This is a genomic window from Brenneria izbisi, assembly GCF_025840185.1.
Lineage (GTDB): Bacteria > Pseudomonadota > Gammaproteobacteria > Enterobacterales > Enterobacteriaceae > Brenneria > Brenneria izbisi.
Window position 1 is genome coordinate 454,481 of record NZ_JAMPJU010000002.1, and the last position, 18,794, is coordinate 473,274.

Annotated in this window: 13 protein-coding genes; 10 read left to right on the forward strand and 3 right to left on the reverse strand. The window is 50.5% G+C overall.

The features are described from left to right. Positions 1–805 precede the first annotated feature (805 nt). Genes NC856_RS04830 through rcsB form a run of 3 tightly spaced genes read left to right on the forward strand, consistent with a single transcriptional unit; the run spans position 806 to position 5,319 of the window. On the forward strand, positions 806–1,984 hold the full coding sequence (locus tag NC856_RS04830) for an MFS transporter (protein WP_264089289.1): 1,179 nt from the start codon (positions 806–808) through the stop codon (positions 1,982–1,984). Positions 1,985–1,987: 3 nt separating this feature from the next. After that, on the forward strand, positions 1,988–4,651 hold the full coding sequence (gene rcsD / locus NC856_RS04835) for a phosphotransferase RcsD (protein ID WP_264089290.1): 2,664 nt from the start codon (positions 1,988–1,990) through the stop codon (positions 4,649–4,651). Positions 4,652–4,659: 8 nt separating this feature from the next. Then, positions 4,660–5,319, forward strand: coding sequence for a response regulator transcription factor RcsB (gene rcsB, locus NC856_RS04840; RefSeq protein ID WP_264089291.1), 660 nt, complete (start codon positions 4,660–4,662; stop codon positions 5,317–5,319). A 91-nt stretch (positions 5,320–5,410) separates the two neighbouring features. Here the strand turns inward: rcsB and rcsC are convergent, their stop codons facing one another. Next, the gene (gene rcsC, locus NC856_RS04845; protein WP_264089292.1) at positions 5,411–8,272 is read right to left on the reverse strand and encodes a two-component system sensor histidine kinase RcsC; all 2,862 of its coding nucleotides are present in this window, start codon (positions 8,270–8,272) and stop codon (positions 5,411–5,413) included. A 126-nt stretch (positions 8,273–8,398) separates the two neighbouring features. Next, on the reverse strand, positions 8,399–11,038 hold the full coding sequence (gyrA, locus tag NC856_RS04850; protein WP_264089293.1) for a DNA topoisomerase (ATP-hydrolyzing) subunit A: 2,640 nt from the start codon (positions 11,036–11,038) through the stop codon (positions 8,399–8,401). Positions 11,039–11,259: 221 nt separating this feature from the next. Between gyrA and ubiG the strand changes: the two genes are divergently transcribed. The 7 genes from ubiG to NC856_RS04885 all read left to right on the forward strand — a co-directional run bounded on the left by ubiG (position 11,260) and on the right by NC856_RS04885 (position 18,310). Beyond that, a complete protein-coding gene (ubiG, locus tag NC856_RS04855) occupies positions 11,260–11,979 on the forward strand; it encodes a bifunctional 2-polyprenyl-6-hydroxyphenol methylase/3-demethylubiquinol 3-O-methyltransferase UbiG (protein ID WP_264089294.1) in 720 nt (239 codons plus the stop codon). A gap of 464 nt (positions 11,980–12,443) precedes the next feature. Beyond that, positions 12,444–14,729, forward strand: a complete 2,286-nt coding sequence (gene nrdA, locus NC856_RS04860) for a class 1a ribonucleoside-diphosphate reductase subunit alpha (protein ID WP_264089295.1) — start codon at positions 12,444–12,446, stop codon at positions 14,727–14,729. Between the two features lie 88 nt (positions 14,730–14,817). Then, on the forward strand, positions 14,818–15,948 hold the full coding sequence (nrdB, locus tag NC856_RS04865) for a class Ia ribonucleoside-diphosphate reductase subunit beta (RefSeq protein ID WP_264089296.1): 1,131 nt from the start codon (positions 14,818–14,820) through the stop codon (positions 15,946–15,948). Between the two features lie 2 nt (positions 15,949–15,950). Beyond that, positions 15,951–16,211 carry a class I ribonucleotide reductase maintenance protein YfaE gene (gene yfaE / locus NC856_RS04870; protein WP_264089297.1) on the forward strand — a complete coding sequence of 87 codons (261 nt, stop codon included), beginning with the start codon at positions 15,951–15,953 and terminating at the stop codon, positions 16,209–16,211. 171 nt (positions 16,212–16,382) lie between these two features. Beyond that, the gene (locus tag NC856_RS04875; protein WP_264089298.1) at positions 16,383–16,784 is read left to right on the forward strand and encodes a hypothetical protein; all 402 of its coding nucleotides are present in this window, start codon (positions 16,383–16,385) and stop codon (positions 16,782–16,784) included. 156 nt (positions 16,785–16,940) lie between these two features. Continuing rightward, positions 16,941–17,855, forward strand: a complete 915-nt coding sequence (locus tag NC856_RS04880; RefSeq protein ID WP_264089299.1) for an SPFH domain-containing protein — start codon at positions 16,941–16,943, stop codon at positions 17,853–17,855. Beyond that, on the forward strand, positions 17,855–18,310 hold the full coding sequence (locus NC856_RS04885; RefSeq protein ID WP_264089300.1) for an NfeD family protein: 456 nt from the start codon (positions 17,855–17,857) through the stop codon (positions 18,308–18,310). The genes NC856_RS04880 and NC856_RS04885 overlap by 1 nt, the downstream gene beginning before the upstream one ends. A gap of 2 nt (positions 18,311–18,312) precedes the next feature. On the opposite strand, the gene cueR is transcribed toward NC856_RS04885, so the two are convergent. After that, positions 18,313–18,741, reverse strand: a complete 429-nt coding sequence (gene cueR, locus NC856_RS04890; RefSeq protein ID WP_264089301.1) for a Cu(I)-responsive transcriptional regulator — start codon at positions 18,739–18,741, stop codon at positions 18,313–18,315. Between the last annotated feature and the right edge of the window lie 53 nt (positions 18,742–18,794).

Sequence of the window (18,794 nt, forward strand, 5' to 3'; positions counted from 1 at the left end):
AGTGATGCTAATAAACGCCATTTCAAATGGAAATGTTCACTATGATATAAAATAACCATTTCAGCTATCGTTAAAATTAATTTTCGTTAAATGAACTTATTAAAAACCCATTAATAAAGCCGGTAAAACCCGACCCAACAAATATATACCTGCCACACTTCAAATTGCAGAAAAATTAGCCGCACCCAGCCGCCTGGGTCATCTATTTTAGTCAGTTAACCGCGATTTTTCCACTTGCCGCCCTCCGGCGGCTTGAATTATTTAACGTATAAATCGTGGCGCAAAAAAAACCATAACCAATTGATATTTAAAAAACAACCAATCATCTTAAAAGACTTGCCATTTTTTATATTCGCGCCCATTTTCTTTTGTTATGTAGTCACCGACAGTGATTATCCCGTTCTGGATGTCATATATCGATTAAGATCGGCATTTCGATCGCATGAAACGACAAAACAGTTTTACCTGTAAAAACTAAAATAGCTTTTCATCATTATTGCTCTAATTTTGCTTTTATTTCCCTCGCCGGTTCCTGGTAACCGGCTTTTTTTAACGCTGACAACCCTATCTCTTAAAAAAATATCGCCGAAAATAATATCGTCTCCCTGAGTTACAGCACACCGTTCAACGGGCGGCGAGGTTCACAATAATCGGTCGGCAAGTGAGCATCTTTCACGCAAGTTACGTTAACTTATCTGATAATCTATCGCGGCATCGTCGATAAAGCATGAATCCTTCGATTCAATAAGTTAATTATGGTAGAAAGAAGCCCTTATTACGTCTATCCGATAGTGTCGCCAAGGAAATGAGCACAGCGCTGAACTCCGCATCGTTATGTACCGAACAACAACCTGGCCGAAAAGCCCAGGCTGCCACCCGCATCAGTTTTTTTGTCGCAGGCTTTGCTATGGCTGCCTGGGCGCCGCTGGTTCCTTTTGTTAAACATCGGTTGGACATCAACGACGCTTCTTTAGGCATGCTGCTGCTCTCTCTGGGAATTGGCTCGCTGCTGGCGATGCCGTTTACCGGATTGCTCACCAGCAAGTTTGGCTGCCGAGCCATCATCCTGACCGCCAGCGCTTTTCTGTGTGTTATTCTGCCGATGTTGACGCAGGCCGACACCATCCCGGTCATGGCCGTTACGTTGCTCTTTTTTGGCGCGGCGATCGGCATGATTGACGTATCAATGAATATTCAGGCGGTCATTGTCGAACGCGCAAGCGGTCGGGCCATGATGTCCGGTTTTCACGGTTTCTTCAGTGTCGGCGGGATTGTCGGCGCCGGCGGCGTCAGCGCCTTGCTGTGGCTGGGGCTGTCGCCGCTGATGGCGCTATTGGTTATTGTCGCCTTGCTGCTGGTCTTGATGTCAGTGGCGCAAGCACACCTGTTGCGCGCCGCCAATAACACTGAAGGCGGCCCGATGTTTGCGATCCCGCGCGGCTGGGTCATGTTTATCGGCGTGTTATGCTTCATCATGTTTCTGGCGGAAGGGGCGATTCTGGACTGGAGCGCGCTGTTTTTAACCGCCGAACGCCATCTGAACAGCGCGCAAGCCGGAATCGGCTACGCCGCGTTTTCTGTGGCGATGACCATCGGCAGACTGAGCGGCGATCGAGTGGTCAACGCCCTCGGACGCTACGCTATCCTGGCGGGCGGGAGCCTTTGCGCCGCATTGGGTCTGCTGTTGACCATCAGTATCGACAACGCGCTGACATCGATTCTTGGTTTCATCATGGTGGGGATTGGCGCGTCAAACGTAGTGCCGATTCTGTTCAGTGCGGCGGGTAATCAGAAAATCATGCCGGCGAATCTGGCTATCGCCTCCATTACAACGGTAGGTTACGCTGGTATTCTGGTTGGCCCGACGCTATTAGGGTTTATCGCCCAACTCAGCAGCCTGTCGCTCGCTTTTGGTTGCGTCGCGTTGCTGTTGCTGATCGTGTGCGCCAGCGCACGAGCCATTACCCGTCATCAGGAGCATTAATCAATGCCAGCCATCATCATGCGTTATTTTGCTCTGCTCGCCTTACTGCTGTGCGTCGTAACCGGTACGTTTGTCTATAATCACCTCGGCAACTGGCTGGCGGAAAAGAAACTTGCCTTGACCGATCTGACGCAAGGTATGCAAAAACGCATTGATACTTATCGTTTTTTCACTTATCAGATTTATGGCGGTCTGAATAATGGATCGTCCACCGACGAAAATGATGTCAGCGCCATCAGCCTGATGCCCAATGTCTTTTACGTGGAAAAGAATGGTCAAAAAACGGACGCGCTGGTATTTGGTCAGCATGATACATCAACGCTGAATGCCGTCCGCCGCATCTCCCGGACGCTGGATATTCTGTGGGGGGCGGAAACTAACGTCTACTCCATGTATTATCTGAACGGGATAGATAACAGCCTGACGATGATTTCGACTCAAACGTTGAAGGACATCTCATCTCAATTCCGTGGCAGCTACATTACCGCTATCGCCGAGGCGCGCAGAACGGAAATGCTTCAACAGGCCAACGCGCTGGATGAGCGGGAAAGTTTCTCGCCGATCCGTAAGCTGCGTTTTTATAACGATTACTATTTCACGCTGCGCACCACGTTCAATCAGCCCGGTCATCTGGCAACCATTCTTGCTTTCGATTTACCAATCAACGATCTAATTCCGTCCACCCTGCCGCGTGAAAGTCTTCAGTTGCGGCAGGATGTGCCTTCAACCACAAGTTTTGATACCAGCAGCAGCGAAGATATGTCAGTTACCCGGTTAAGCGGCGCGCTGCTTGAAATATCGTCGCCGCTGGTGAATGCGCCGGTGAAGATTGTTTTTCAAATCCCGATAAAAACGCTGCTTACCGATACCCTGCGCAGTAATATCTGGCTGCTCTTACTCAATCTGGCGTTATTGATATTCGCCATTGCCGGTTTCTATCTTTTCCGACAGAAATATGCGCTTCCGGGAGAGGATCTCTCCCTCAAACTGAGTAAACAGCTGAATATATATCATGAGACTATCACCCGTATTCCGATGGGTGTCTTGATTTATGACTTCGGCAGCAACAAAGTGATTGTGCAAAACGAACTGGCGGAACATTTATTACCGCATCTGAGTCTGCAAAAAGTCGCTAATATGGCAGATGAACATCAAGGGGTGATTCAGGTAACAGTGAATAATGAGATGTTTGAAATTCGCCAGTTCCGTAGCCAATATTCCGCCGACTATTGCCTGTTCCTGCTGCGCGAGCAAGATAAAGAGATCCTGGTGAATAGAAAGCTCCAACTGGCCCAGCGTGAATATGAGAAAAATGTGCAGGCCAGAAAACATCTGTTTAAAAACCTGTTGCACGAATTCAAACAACCCTTGCTGTCACTGGATAAAAATCTACAGACTATTCGCCACACCGATGACGAGGGCGAGCGGCAGCAGTTGACTGAGCAACTGACGCTAGATATCGCCTGTGCCATTGAACTGCTGGACAATATCGCCTTGCAAGAAAAGCTGGAAGTTCAAGAGTGGAAACGCGTTAATGAAAGTTTCTCTCCGCTGGCGATGATAGATAGCCTGCTCTTGGAGTGGCTGCCACGAATTAACCAGAAAGGGCTTTGCCTGTTCAATCACTATAAACTTGATATCAATCAAACATTTATCGGTGATGGCGAACTACTGAAAAAGGCCTTGTCATTGTTGCTGAATTATTCCATTACCAATACGGAGTACGGCAAAATTACCGTTTCGGTCACCACCGATCCAAGCATACCGGAACAGCTTATGGTGCAAATCAGCGATACCGGCGCAGGAATATCGGGAACTGAACAGGATAACCTTCATCACCCGTTCCTTAATCCGACCACCAGTGATCGCTTCGGACAAAATTCAGGATTAACCCTGTTTCTGTGTAATCAACTGTGTCATAAACTTGGCGGTCAGTTGAATATTACTAGTAAACCGGGGCTTGGCACCCACTTTATTGTGACGGTAAAAATGACGCCCGACGCCCTTCCGGTCGAGGAAGAAAAGCTGCTGGACGGCATTACGGTAATGCTGGATATCACCGCCGATGAAGTACAGCACATTGTCAGTCATCTTCTGACAGGCTGGGGCGCCAATTATTTCATTGATGATGAACGGCAGATTAATGAGAAAATAGATATCTGCATCACTGACGATCCAGAAAGAGCCACCGATGGTTCTATATTACTCAGTAGCGATGATCTGACGATAATTTCTCTGGCCCCAAACCGGCTGCGGACAAATTACAATATCAGCCAGCTTTTGCTGGAAGCCTTATTGAAACTGATTGAACAGCAACTGGAAGCGACAGCGGATACGGAGTCGGCAGCGGATGAGCATGATACGGCGTTTTATGCTGCTCAATTGGCGTCAAGTGACTATTTTTCGCTGTTTACTGAGACAGTTCCCGATGATTTAAAGAGACTGTATACTGAAGCGGAAGATGACGATTTTATGTCACTTTCGCAAACGGCACATCGGCTGAAAGGCGTGTTTGCCATGTTGAATCTCTATCCCGGCAAACAGTTGTGTGAGCAGCTTGAACAGCATATTACCGCGCATGACAGTGTACAGATCCAAGATGACCTTCATGAAATTGAACGATTTGTCAGTGCATTACTACAGCAAGGTAGCCAACAATATGAGTAACCTAACCGATGAGTAATCTAAACGTAATTATTGCCGACGACCATCCTATTGTCCTTTTTGGCATCAGAAAGTCGCTTGAACAAATTGAGTGGGTCAACGTTGTGGGTGAATTTGAAGATTCAACCGCACTGATCAATAATCTGCCAAAACTGGACGCCAATGTATTAATTACCGATTTGTCCATGCCTGGCGACAAATATGGCGATGGCATTACCTTAATCAAATACATCAAACGTCACTTCCCCCATCTTTCCATTATCGTTCTGACTATGAACAATAATCCGGCCATTTTAAGTGCGGTTCTGGATTTGGATATTGAAGGGATTGTGCTGAAGCAGGGTGCGCCGACCGACTTACCTAAGGCATTGGCGGCACTACAGAAAGGCAAAAAATTTACGCCGGAAAGCGTCTCCAGAGTACTGGAAAAAATCAGTTCCAGCGGCTACGGCGACAAACGTCTGTCGCCGAAAGAAAGCGAAGTGTTGCGCCTGTTCGCCGAAGGTTTCCTGGTAACCGAGATTGCTAAGAAACTCAACCGCAGCATCAAAACCATCAGCAGCCAAAAGAAATCAGCGATGACCAAACTGGGCGTTGATAACGATATCGCTCTACTCAACTACCTCTCTTCCGTCAACGGCGGTCCCGCCTCAAGTGAAAAGAGCGAGTAAAGCCGTCGGTGACCGATGCGAAATCAGGCAACGGTCACCGTTGCCTGATGGGGATGGCTGGCTTTCCGCCCGCTGTTACAGGAAAGGCGGTTTATCCGGTTGCGGAGGTTGCTCTGGATTGACGCACCTCTGCGCTGTAATAGGACAGCGTTTGTTGCAGAATATCCAGTGTGACGGGTTTGGATAAACAGTTGTCCATACCCGCCTGTAGACAGCGCTGCCGCTCTTCAGCCAGCGCGTTCGCCGTCACGCCAATCACCGGGAAGCGTTGTCCCTGCTCTCGCAAGCATTGAGTCAACCGGTAACCATCCATATTCGGCATATTGACATCTGTCAGCACAATATCGGCATGATGTTTAGCCAACACGCTCAACGCATCAACCCCGTCATTGGCTGTCATCGCCATATACCCCAGTGAACCAAGCTGATCCGCCAACAACCGTCGGTTAATCGGATGATCATCCACCACCAGAATCATGATATCGCCATTTTCGGTGCGGTTATAATTGGTCAGCGGCGTGGACAATGAGGATGAGAGGTCTTTCGTTTTCGGACGATATATTCTTTCAAGCAAATCCGGCAAATACTGCGGCATGGAGGTGCTATGCAACCAGTACCCAGGGCTGATTTCCTGCGCGGATCCCATATGTGAGCCACAGATCTCGATCCGCGTAAAGGCATCGAATAATGCAGGCGCCGGATAATCGCTGATAATCACATCATGGCTGCCGATGGTCTGATGCTGATAACGGAAAGCGTACAAGCCATGTTCCTGCAAAAAGGCAAGCAGATAAGACTCCAGTCGGGTATTGCGCACCATCAGCCAGCAAGTTTTCCCTTGCAGATAGGGATTGATGGAAACCGGAACATAACGCGCTTTATAAAGCGGAATTCGGATACCAAACTGGCTGCCCAGCCCTGGCTCCGATTCGATCGAGATATCTCCGTCCATCAGATTGACCAGCTTCTCACAAATCGCCAGCCCCAGCCCGGTACCTTGAAAATGGCGCTGCACGCCGCTACCGGCCTGAAAGAAGGGATCAAACAGCTTCGCCGCTTCACGCGACTGGATACCCACGCCGGTATCACGCACTAGAAATTCCAGATAACCGTCCCGGCAACCCACCTGAAAAATAATACATCCCGTATCGGTGAACTTGATGGCATTACTTAACAAGTTGGACAGCACCTGCTGCAAACGCACCGGATCGCCCGACAAGCTGACAGGAACATTCGGATCAATAAAACAGTAGAGCGTAAGGTGTTTTTTCACTACCAACGGCAAATAGTTGCTGGTGATGTGGCTGATCACTTCGTGCGGCGCAAACTCACTGGGTTCGATTTTCAGTTGCTCTGACTCAATCTTGGAAAAATCGAGAATGTCGCTGATGATCTTCAATAACAGCGCCGAAGAGTTATTCATCGCCGCAACCAGACGGCTTACATCCTTGGGCAACGCTTTCGTCTGTAATAAATCCAGGTTACCGATGATGCCATACAGCGGCGTGCGCAATTCATGGCTCACTGTCGCCAGAAACATCGATTTAGACTGGCTGGCCTGCTCCGCGGCATTGGCCATTTCCTGTAGCGACTCTTCCATTTTCACCCGCGCGCTAACGTCAAGCAGCACACAGATCGCCACATTCTCGTTACGATAGCGGGAATGTACAAAGCTGATTTGCAAATGATGATTTCTGCTGGTCATTACATCGACGAATTTCGATTGCTGCTCGCAAATAATACGGGTAATTCGCAGCCGATCTTCATGCGTCAGCAAATGCAGATAATTATGCGCCAGTTCATTACTGAGAATATTCGTGCCATCGTTAATCCGCAGAATACAGATGCCGACCGGCGCGGAAGCGACGATTTTACGGTTGAACTGCTCATTTTCCTCTAGCTGGAACGCGTTCACTTCGGCGGGCAACAGCATTTTCCGTTCAAAGATCCATGCCAGTACAAACAGTAAGATGGCTGACAGCGTATTGAGCAACGCCATATTAATGATCAGCGTACTGATATGGGACAACAATACCTTCAAAGGAAGCGAATAAATAATACTGAACGCCGTGGGCGGCAGGCTCTTTTTCAGGATGATTTCATCATACCCGTTCACATAGCCGAAATAGTTATGATCTATCGGGTTGGTGCTGGCGGAAGGAATATAACTGCCTTTTCCTTCGGAAAACTGTAGAACGGGCTGGTTATATTGGTTAATCAATTGTGCGCTGATCGGGAATTTACCGACTGAAACGAAATCATCCAGACGAATGGTCTGTTCAATTCCCATGATCACTTCAAGCTTATTCCCCACATAAATAGGCGTCAGCGCGTATAGATACCCCACATCGGCTACCTGTGCGGGCGTAATCCAGTAGACGGTTTCATCACGTGCTGGCGTCTGAATCGCATTTTTCTGTTCCTGAAAACGATTCTGGACATTTTTTAGCAGGTTATCGCGATCCAGCGACTGATTGCGAATGCCAAAATCCACCATGCACTGTTGATCGCCGCCGACAAAAAATACCCGATTAAGATCGTATACGGCTGAAAAATTTTCTCGCCAACCATTGAAGAAATCACTTAAGGATTCCAGCGGATGGTAAGTTCCCTCATCGCCGGTAAAGCAATCAGCGCCGGGCGCCAGTGAATAAATGGACAGGCCGGGATCTTCCTCTATCGGACGCGCTGATTTTTCCGGCGTCCCCACCAGACGGTTGGCGGCCAGATATTTTAACTCACGGACGATATCAGCGGCGTGGCGAATATATCCCTGCGATTGATCGAAACTCAGATTATATTCCTGACGCAGTTCTGATTCTTTTTTATTCAGTGCATTACTGATATAAAACACGGATATCAGCGCGCCAAGCACCCACAGCATAATTGCCAGCACCCGAAACAAGTAACGGGAAACTTTTAATGTCGTATGGAACGAGGCGAGATATTTCAAGTGGATACCGTTGAATTGAGAAAAAGATTAACCAGCGCCATAACCCTGCCGATACACTACCGATCCTGCATAAAAAAAGCCAGCGCATCACACGCCGGCTCAAGCTACTATCGATAAAACGGAGACTTATTCGTCGTCTTCCGCCACATCATCATCGTTGTCGATATCGTCGGCCATGCCTTCGTCTTCAGCGATTTCGCCTTCAACGTTGACCACGCCATCCAACTCTTCATCTTCTACCGGTTCGGCAACACGTTGCAGACCCACCACATTTTCGTCTTCCGCCGTGCGGATCAATGTCACACCCTGGGTGTTACGGCCCACGATACTGACTTCAGACACGCGTGTGCGAACCAGCGTTCCCGCATCGGTGATCATCATGATCTGATCGGCGGCGTCAACCTGTACGGCGCCCACCACTTTACCGTTGCGCTCGCTGACCTTGATGGAGATAACCCCTTTCGTGGCGCGTGACTTGGTTGGGTACTCATTGACGGCGGTACGTTTACCGAAACCATTCTGCGTCACGGTCAGGATATCGCCGTCGCCGCGCGGAATAATCAGGGAAACGACGCGATCTTCGCCTTGCAGATTGATGCCGCGCACCCCGGTCGCGGTGCGGCCCATAGAGCGTACCGCTTGTTCAGAGAAGCGCACCACTTTACCTTCCGCCGAGAACAACATGACCTCGTTTGTGCCGTCGGTCACATCAACGCCGATCAGTTCATCACCGTCATTCAGATTAACGGCGATAATACCAGCGCTGCGCGGACGGCTGAACTCGGTCAGCGCGGTTTTCTTCACCGTACCGCTGGCGGTGGCCATAAACACATGGCGACCTTCTTCGTATTCACGCACCGGAAGAATGGCAGTGATACGTTCATCCGCTTCGAGCGGCAGCAGGTTGACGATCGGACGGCCACGGGAACCGCGGCTGGCTTCCGGCAATTGATACACCTTCATCCAGTACAGGCGGCCACGGCTGGAGAAGCACAGGATCGTATCGTGGGTATTGGCCACCAGCAGACGATCGATGAAATCTTCTTCCTTAATGCGCGCGGCGGACTTGCCGCGCCCGCCACGACGTTGGGCTTCATAGTCAGTCAGCGGCTGATATTTCACATACCCCTGATGAGACAAGGTCACGACCACGTCTTCCTGGTTGATCAGATCTTCGATGTTGATGTCGGCGGTGTTCGCGGTAATCTCAGTACGACGCTCATCGCTGTATTGCGTTTTAATCGCTTCCAGTTCTTCACGAATGACTTCCATCAAACGTTCCGGGCTGTTGAGGATATAAAGCAATTCGGCGATCTGAGTCAGCAGATCTTTGTACTCATCCAGCAGCTTTTCATGCTCAAGGCCGGTCAGTTTCTGCAAACGCAGATCCAGAATCGCCTGCGCCTGCTGCTCGGTCAGATAATAACGGCCATCGCGGATACCGAATTCCGGCTCCAGCCACTCAGGACGCGCGGCGTCATCACCCGCACGCTCCAGCATCGCCGCCACCGTACCCAGTTCCCAGGATTGGGCAAGCAACCCGGCTTTCGCTTCCGCCGGTGACGGCGCACGACGAATCAATTCGATAATCGGATCGATATTCGCCAGCGCAATCGCCAGACCTTCCAGAATGTGAGCGCGATCACGGGCTTTACGCAGTTCAAAAATGGTGCGGCGCGTTACCACTTCGCGGCGGTGACGCACAAAGGCGGCCAGAATATCTTTCAGCGGCATGATCTTCGGCTGGCCCTGATGCAGCGCCACCATGTTGATGCCGAAAGAAGTCTGCAATTGCGTCTGGGAGTAGAGGTTATTCAGCACCACTTCGCCCACTGCGTCGCGCTTGATCTCAATAACGATACGCATACCGTCTTTGTCGGATTCATCGCGTAACGCGCTGATACCGTCAATACGCTTATCTTTTACCAGTTCGGCAATCTTCTCAATCAAGCGCGCTTTGTTCACCTGATAGGGGATTTCATGCACGATAATGGTTTCGCGCCCGGTTTTAGCATCGGCCTCCACTTCAGCGCGCGCGCGAATGTAAATCTTGCCGCGCCCGGTGCGGTACGCCTCTTCAATACCGCGTCGACCATTGATGATGGCGGCGGTCGGAAAATCCGGCCCTTTAATGTGTTCCATCAGACCTTCAAGGCTGATGTTTTCATCGTCAATATAGGCCAGACAACCGTCCACCACTTCGGTGAGGTTATGGGGCGGAATATTGGTCGCCATCCCGACCGCGATACCGGAAGATCCGTTAACCAGCAGGTTGGGGATACGGGTTGGCATGACGTCAGGGATCTGCTCTGTGCCATCATAGTTCGGCACATAGTCAACCGTATCTTTTTCCAGATCGGCCAGCAGTTCATGGGCGATTTTCGACATGCGTATTTCGGTATAACGCATGGCCGCGGCGGAGTCGCCGTCAATCGAACCAAAGTTGCCTTGTCCGTCAACCAACATGTAGCGCAATGAAAAAGGCTGCGCCATACGCACGATGGTTTCATAAACGGCAGAGTCGCCGTGCGGGTGATATTTACCGATCACATCCCCGACAACGCGGGCTGATTTTTTATAAGGCTTGTTCCAGTCGTTCCCCAATACACTCATCGCGAACAGTACGCGACGGTGTACCGGTTTTAGTCCATCACGAACATCCGGCAACGCACGTCCGACAATAACGGACATGGCATAGTCCAGATACGAGCTTTTTAGCTCTTCTTCAATGTTGACCGGTGTGATTTCTCTGGCAAGGTCGCTCATGGAGCCGCTATCCCTCTATTTATGCATCTACCCGAGTTCAAAAGGTGAAAAAGTATATCACAAACCGCCGATTCGGGGGAAACTCCCCGCACGGAAGAAACCAGCGACGCGAGCTCAGGCGTGCCGATACCCATCGCTGATCGCTACATCGAGCGCTACAACATCGTGTGCGGTATCTATATACTCGCGTGTAATCGAAGATAACAAAGGTCGTGATTGACATGAACGCTGAAAATCAACCCCAAAACGTCGACCAGCAAGAAATCGCCAAATTCGAGGCGATCGCTTCCCGCTGGTGGGATCTGGAAGGCGAATTCAAACCGTTGCACCGTATCAACCCATTGCGTCTGGGCTATATTGCTCAGCGCTCGGAAGGCTTGTTTGGCAAGAACGTGCTGGATGTCGGTTGCGGCGGCGGCATTCTGGCCGAAAGTATGGCGCGTGAAGGCGCCGAGGTAACCGGCTTGGATATGGGCGCCGAACCCTTGCAGGTCGCACGTTTACACGCGCTGGAAAGCGGTATGACGGTGAATTATATCCAGGAAACCGTGGAATCTCATGCGCAGGCGCATGAGGGCCAATACGATGTCGTCACTTGCATGGAAATGCTGGAACATGTACCCGATCCGCAGTCGGTGGTTCAGGCTTGCGCCAGACTGGTCAAACCGGGCGGTCATGTTTTCTTCTCCACCATTAACCGCAATGCCAAAGCCTGGCTGATGGCGGTGATTGGCGCGGAATACATTCTGAAGATACTGCCGCGCGGCACGCACGACATCAAAAAATTCATCCGCCCGGCGGAACTCATCGCGTGGGTTGATGGCACCCCGCTGCGTGAGAAGCATATCACCGGACTGCATTACAACCCGCTGACAGATCACTTCAAGCTCGGCCCGAATGTGGATGTTAACTATATGCTGCACACCCGGCATGAAGCCTAACCCACAGCTACCCGCAAAAACCGCTATTGCAACCTGATGATCCCTGCCTGCGCGGGGATAGTAAAATCAGGCGCGGGAACAGGAGAAATTCACACCTGCTATTCAGATAATTCCGAGTTTATTTTCCCGCTTTATGATTTGATCAATAACATCATTTTCGGCGCGAACAATAAAACGGCAGTCGATCAATTATTTCGTTTTTTCTTCCTCAGCGGTTGACAACACAAGAGGGCCAGAGCAAACAGGCAGTTAGCGATTCAATAACATTTCCTCCCTAAGTTATCCACAAATTCCCCTGCTTTTGTTCACTTGCAATCACCGCTTTTTCTCATTATCTTGTTGTCAAATCAAATCCAACCCCCTACATATAGTGTTTGCTCGTGGCAGAAAGGCACAACTGTGTCCGGCGCGCCATTTTTCGCATGCACGAATATTGGGGTAAAAATCGATAGGTGTGACTTCTCATGAACCAGAGCTTGCTCGTTACTAAACGCGATGGCACCAAAGAAAAAATCAATCTGGATAAAATCCATCGCGTCATCACCTGGGCCGCAGAAGGTTTGCACAATGTCTCCGTTTCTCAGGTCGAGCTACGTTCCCATATTCAATTTTATGACGGCATCAAAACCTCTGATATCCATGAAACCATCATCAAGGCGGCAGCCGATCTGATTTCTCGTGAAAGCCCGGATTACCAATATCTGGCGGCGCGTCTGGCGATCTTCCACCTGCGCAAAAAAGCCTACGGCCAGTTTGAGCCGCCGACACTGTTCGATCACGTCGCTAAAATGGTCGATATGGGCAAATACGACAAGCATTTGCTGGAAGACTATAGTGCGCAAGAGTTCGCCGAAATGGATGCTTTCATCGATCACTGGCGCGATATGAACTTCTCTTATGCCGCGGTTAAACAGCTCGAAGGGAAATATCTGGTTCAGAACCGCGTGACCGGCGATATCTACGAAAGCGCCCAGTTCCTGTATATTCTGGTCGCCGCCTGCCTGTTCTCCGGCTATCCCAAAGAAACACGGCTGGGTTACATCAAGCGCTTCTATGACGCGATTTCCACGTTCAAGATTTCGCTGCCGACCCCTATCATGGCGGGCGTGCGTACCCCTACCCGGCAATTCAGTTCTTGCGTACTGATCGAATGCGGCGATAGCCTGGATTCCATCAACGCCACTTCCAGCGCTATCGTAAAATACGTATCTCAGCGCGCGGGCATCGGCATCAATGCCGGCGGCATCCGGGCGCTCGGCAGCCCGATCCGCGGCGGAGAAGCGTTCCATACCGGTTGTATTCCGTTCTATAAACATTTCCAGACCGCCGTGAAGTCCTGTTCTCAGGGCGGGGTGCGCGGCGGTGCGGCAACGCTGTTCTATCCGCTGTGGCATCTGGAAGTGGAAAGCCTGCTGGTACTGAAAAACAACCGTGGCGTTGAAGGTAACCGCGTTCGCCACCTCGACTACGGCGTGCAGTTAAACAAATTGATGTATCAGCGTCTGGTCAAAGGCGGAGACATCACACTATTCAGTCCGTCCGACGTACCGGGCTTGTATGACGCTTTCTTTGCCGATCAGGATGAATTTGAACGTCTGTATGTGCAATACGAGCAGGATAACAGTATCCGCAAACAGCGGATCAAAGCGGTCGAACTGTTCTCACTGATGATGCAAGAACGCGCATCAACCGGCCGCATCTATATACAGAACGTGGACCACTGCAATACGCACAGCCCGTTTGATGCGCAAATCGCACCGGTTCGCCAATCCAACCTGTGTCTGGAGATCGCGCTGCCGACCAAGCCGTTGAATGACGTCAATGACGAAAACGGTGAAATCGCCCTGTGTACGCTGTCCGCGTTCAATCTCGGCGCTATCGACAGTCTGGACGATCTGGAAGAACTGGCGACGCTTGCCGTTCGTGCGCTTGATGCCTTGCTGGATTATCAGGACTATCCGATCCCGGCGGCCCAGCGCGGCGCAATGGGACGCCGCACACTGGGTATCGGCGTTATTAACTTCGCTTACTATCTGGCGAAGAATGGCGTGCGTTATTCCGACGGCAGCGCGAACAACCTGACTCATCGCACCTTTGAAGCTATTCAATACTATCTGTTGAAAGCCTCCAATGTGCTGGCACGCGAACAAGGCGCCTGCCCGTGGTTCAATGAAACCACCTACTCCCAGGGCATTCTGCCGATCGACACCTACAAGCGCGATCTTGACGCGATCTGTAATGAACCGCTGCATTATGACTGGGAAACGCTGCGTAAAGAGATTCAGGAATTCGGTCTGCGCAACTCGACGCTGTCGGCATTGATGCCGTCCGAAACGTCTTCGCAAATTTCCAATGCCACCAACGGCATCGAACCGCCGCGCGGTCACATCAGCGTCAAGGCGTCAAAAGACGGCATCCTGCGTCAGGTGGTGCCGGAATATGAAAGGCTGAAAGACGCATACGAATTGCTGTGGGAAATGCCAAACAACGATGGTTACCTGCAACTGGTCGGGGTGATGCAGAAATTTGTCGATCAGGCTATTTCGTCCAACACCAACTATGACCCATCCCGTTTCCCGTCAGGGAAAGTGCCGATGAAGCAGTTGCTAAAAGATTTGCTGACCGCGTATAAGTTCGGCGTAAAAACGCTCTACTACCAGAACACCCGTGATGGTGCGGAAGATGCGCAGGACGACCTGCTCGCCGAACCGCAGGATGACGGCTGCGAAGGCGGCGCGTGTAAGATTTAAGCTTTTATGGCGGGCTTATCCTTGCCCGCCCTTACGCGCCGCCGCGAGCGGCGTTAAAAAATGCTCCGGGCATTTTTTGGGAGATACCATGGCCTATACCACATTTTCACAGAATAAAAACGACCAGCTACTGGAACCGATGTTCTTCGGTCAGTCGGTTAACGTTGCCCGTTACGATCAGCAAAAATACGAAATTTTCGAAAAACTGATTGAAAAACAACTCTCCTTCTTCTGGCGCCCGGAAGAAGTTGACGTTTCCCGCGATCGTATCGACTATCAGGCGTTGCCTGAGCATGAAAAACACATTTTTATCAGTAACCTGAAATATCAGACATTGCTGGATTCCATTCAGGGCCGCAGCCCGAATGTCGCCTTGCTGCCGCTGATTTCCATTCCTGAATTGGAAACCTGGGTGGAAACCTGGGCGTTCTCCGAAACCATCCACTCACGTTCCTACACCCACATTATCCGCAACATCGTTAACGATCCGTCACTGGTGTTTGACGACATCGTGACCAATGAAGAAATTCTTAAACGCGCCAAAGATATTTCCGCCTACTATGATTCGCTCATCGAAATGACCAGCTATTATCATCTGCTGGGCGAGGGTACGCATCAGGTGAACGGCAAAACGATTACCGTTGATCTGTATGCGTTGAAAAAGAAACTGTACTTGTGCCTGATGAGCGTTAACGCCCTGGAAGCGATCCGTTTCTATGTCAGCTTTGCCTGTTCGTTCGCCTTTGCCGAACGTGAATTGATGGAAGGCAACGCGAAAATCATCAAACTGATTGCTCGCGATGAAGCACTGCACCTGACAGGCACCCAGCATATGCTCAACCTGATGCGCGCGGGACACGATGACCCGGATATGGCGAAAATCGCCGAAGAGTGCCAGCAGGAGTGCTATGACCTGTTCGTGCTCGCCGCACAACAGGAAAAAGAGTGGGCGGAATATCTGTTCCGTGATGGTTCCATGATCGGTCTGAATAAAGATATTCTGTGCCAATATGTGGAATACATCACCAACATCCGCATGCAGGCCGTCGGTCTGGCGCTGCCGTTTGAAACACGCACCAACCCGATCCCGTGGATTAACGCCTGGCTGGTTTCCGATAACGTTCAGGTCGCGCCGCAGGAAGTCGAGGTCAGTTCTTATCTGGTCGGTCAGATTGATTCTGAAATGAATGCCGACGATCTGAGTGACTTCCAGCTTTAACCATGAATAACGCCACCATCACACTGCGCACGTCAGGTGCGCAGCTTGCCTGCCCCGATAAAGGAAGCTCATTGCTGGATGTGCTGGAGTCGCATCAGGTGAGCGTCGAGTACCAGTGCCGCTCAGGTTATTGCGGCTCCTGCCGTTTGCGTCTGCTCAAAGGCCGCGTGGCTTATCGCCAGGCGCCGTTAGCCTGTATCCGGCAAGACGAAATTCTGCCCTGTTGCTGTATGCCGCTGAGCGATATCGAACTGGATATGTAACCCGCGCGCCTGTCCCCGGCGCGTATTCTTCCATCCGCTTATATACATCCTTTTTCTGTCGTGAATGAACTACTGACGCTTTTTTGCCACTCACTACCTCTTGCTATATTTATGCCTGAATGTCATTCGCATCAGGCGTTTTTCAGTTACCGATAAACAGGATAATATCCAATGAAAATTCCTCATATCAGCATAAGCTCCCTGACCTCCTCCCACGCTTCCGAAAGCGCCTCATCTTCCTCAAAGACCAAAGCCCAGGGCACTATTGATAAAATTAACAATAACCTGAATACCTTACGCGAGTTACAGCACTCACTGTCGCTACTGACGACCAAACGCGCCGCCAACTCCTCAGATCCGCTTATTCAGAAATTTGCCACCGATGCCATCGAGCTTAACAATCAAACGTTTAAGGCAACCGAAAATGCTGATGCCATTCTCAATCAGTTGAAAAAAGGCAAACTGAATCCCGAATACGCGGGTCCACACCATAATCTGCTGGCGGCAACGGATACCCTGATTACAAACTGGGAATCATTAAAAGAGGGTTACGATAATTACAGAAAAAGTTAGTTATTGAACCAACGCCTATAAAGCAACGATTATTTGACAACATACAGCAATCTAAAACTTTCTGCTTGAGCGCATAATATCAGGTAAAAATACTCTCTATAGCGTGCTTAATCCCTTAAACTAAGGTCAGCCAAGGATCAAAAAAGGAAAGTAAGCATGCTGACATTTATTCCCGTTGTCATCTTCGTGGCGCTGATTATCGTCTGGTCCGGTGTCAAGATCGTACCGCAGGGCTATCAATGGACCGTCGAGCGTTTTGGCCGTTATACCAGAACGCTGATGCCCGGACTTAATCTGGTCGTCCCTTTCATGGATCGTATTGGCCGGAAAATCAATATGATGGAACAGGTATTGGATATCCCGTCCCAGGAGGTGATTTCACGCGATAACGCCAATGTCGCCATCGATGCGGTGTGTTTTATTCAGGTTATCGATCCTGCGCGCGCGGCATATGAAGTCAGCAATCTGGAACAGGCTATCGTCAACCTGACCATGACCAACTTCCGAACCGTGCTGGGTTCGATGGAACTCGATGAGATGCTTTCTCAGCGTGACAGCATCAACAGCCGCTTGCTGCACATCGTCGATGAAGCCACCAATCCGTGGGGCGTTAAAATCACCCGCATTGAAATCCGTGACGTACGTCCGCCTGCCGAACTGATTGCGGCGATGAATGCCCAGATGAAAGCGGAGCGTAACAAACGCGCCGAGATCCTTGAAGCCGAGGGGGTGCGTCAGGCCGCAATTTTGCGGGCTGAAGGGGAAAAGCAGTCGCAAATACTGAAAGCGGAGGGCGAACGACAGTCGGCCTTTTTAGAGGCGGAAGCGCGTGAACGCGCAGCGGAAGCGGAAGCACAGGCCACTAAAATGGTGTCAGAAGCGATTGCCGCCGGTAATATTCAGGCGATTAACTATTTTGTCGCTCAGAAATATACCGATGCCCTGCAACAGATTGGTTCATCTAATAACAGTAAGATCATTATGATGCCGCTGGAAGCCAGTAATCTGATGGGCGCTATCGGCGGCATCACCGAATTGCTCAAAGACAGCAAAGATAACCGGGGCCAATAATGGAAATCGAACTGGTGATGGAAAATGCGCACTGGTTCTGGCTGTCTCTCGGCGGTCTGCTACTGGCGGCTGAGATGTTGGGAGCCAGCGGTTATCTGTTATGGAGCGGCGTATCGGCGATACTGGTTGGACTGTTGGTGTGGGCCATGCCGTTTTCGTGGCCGTGGCAAGGCATCGCCTTTGCCGTACTGACGATAATCACCGCCCTGCTCTGGTGGTACTGGTTGCGCAAGAGAACGCTTGCGCAACCCCAGAACGCGCTGAATCAACGTGGACAACAACTGATTGGTTTACGCGCAACATTGAGCGAACCCATCAAGAATGGTTTCGGTCGGGCCAGAATCGGCGACAGCACCTGGCGAGTCGCATCAAAACAGGATCTGGTCGCCGGGACGCATATTGAAGTGATTGCCGTCGAAGGCATCACGCTTTACGTTCGCGAAGTGAAACCTTAATCTCAGGCGGTATCATCGGAGGAACGCGTTCCCTCTGTGTGGCAACATCCCGCCAGATTGTTAATGATTGGGCAATCGGCGCCGCTGTTGCCCGGACATTGTTCCGCCAATGCCAGTAAACGCAGGCGCATTGCCTTCAACGCTTCAATATGCGCTTCGATTTCCCGCACCTTGTTCATCGTGCGCGCTTTCACATCCGCACTATGGCGCATCGGATCGTTAAACAGCGCCACCAGTTCACGGCATTCATCAAGATTGAATCCTACCTGCCGCGCCTGACGCAATAACGTTAACTCTTCGATATGATGGGCATTATAGCTACGATAGCCATTTTCAGAACGTAGCGGCGCCGTCATCAATGATTTCTCTTCATAGAAGCGAATCGTCTTACTGGTGAGACCGGTTTTTTTAGCCACATCGCTGATATTCATCATTTCCCCCCTTGATGGAAGAGCCTTGGTCTGACCCTGTCAGAATGCCCCAA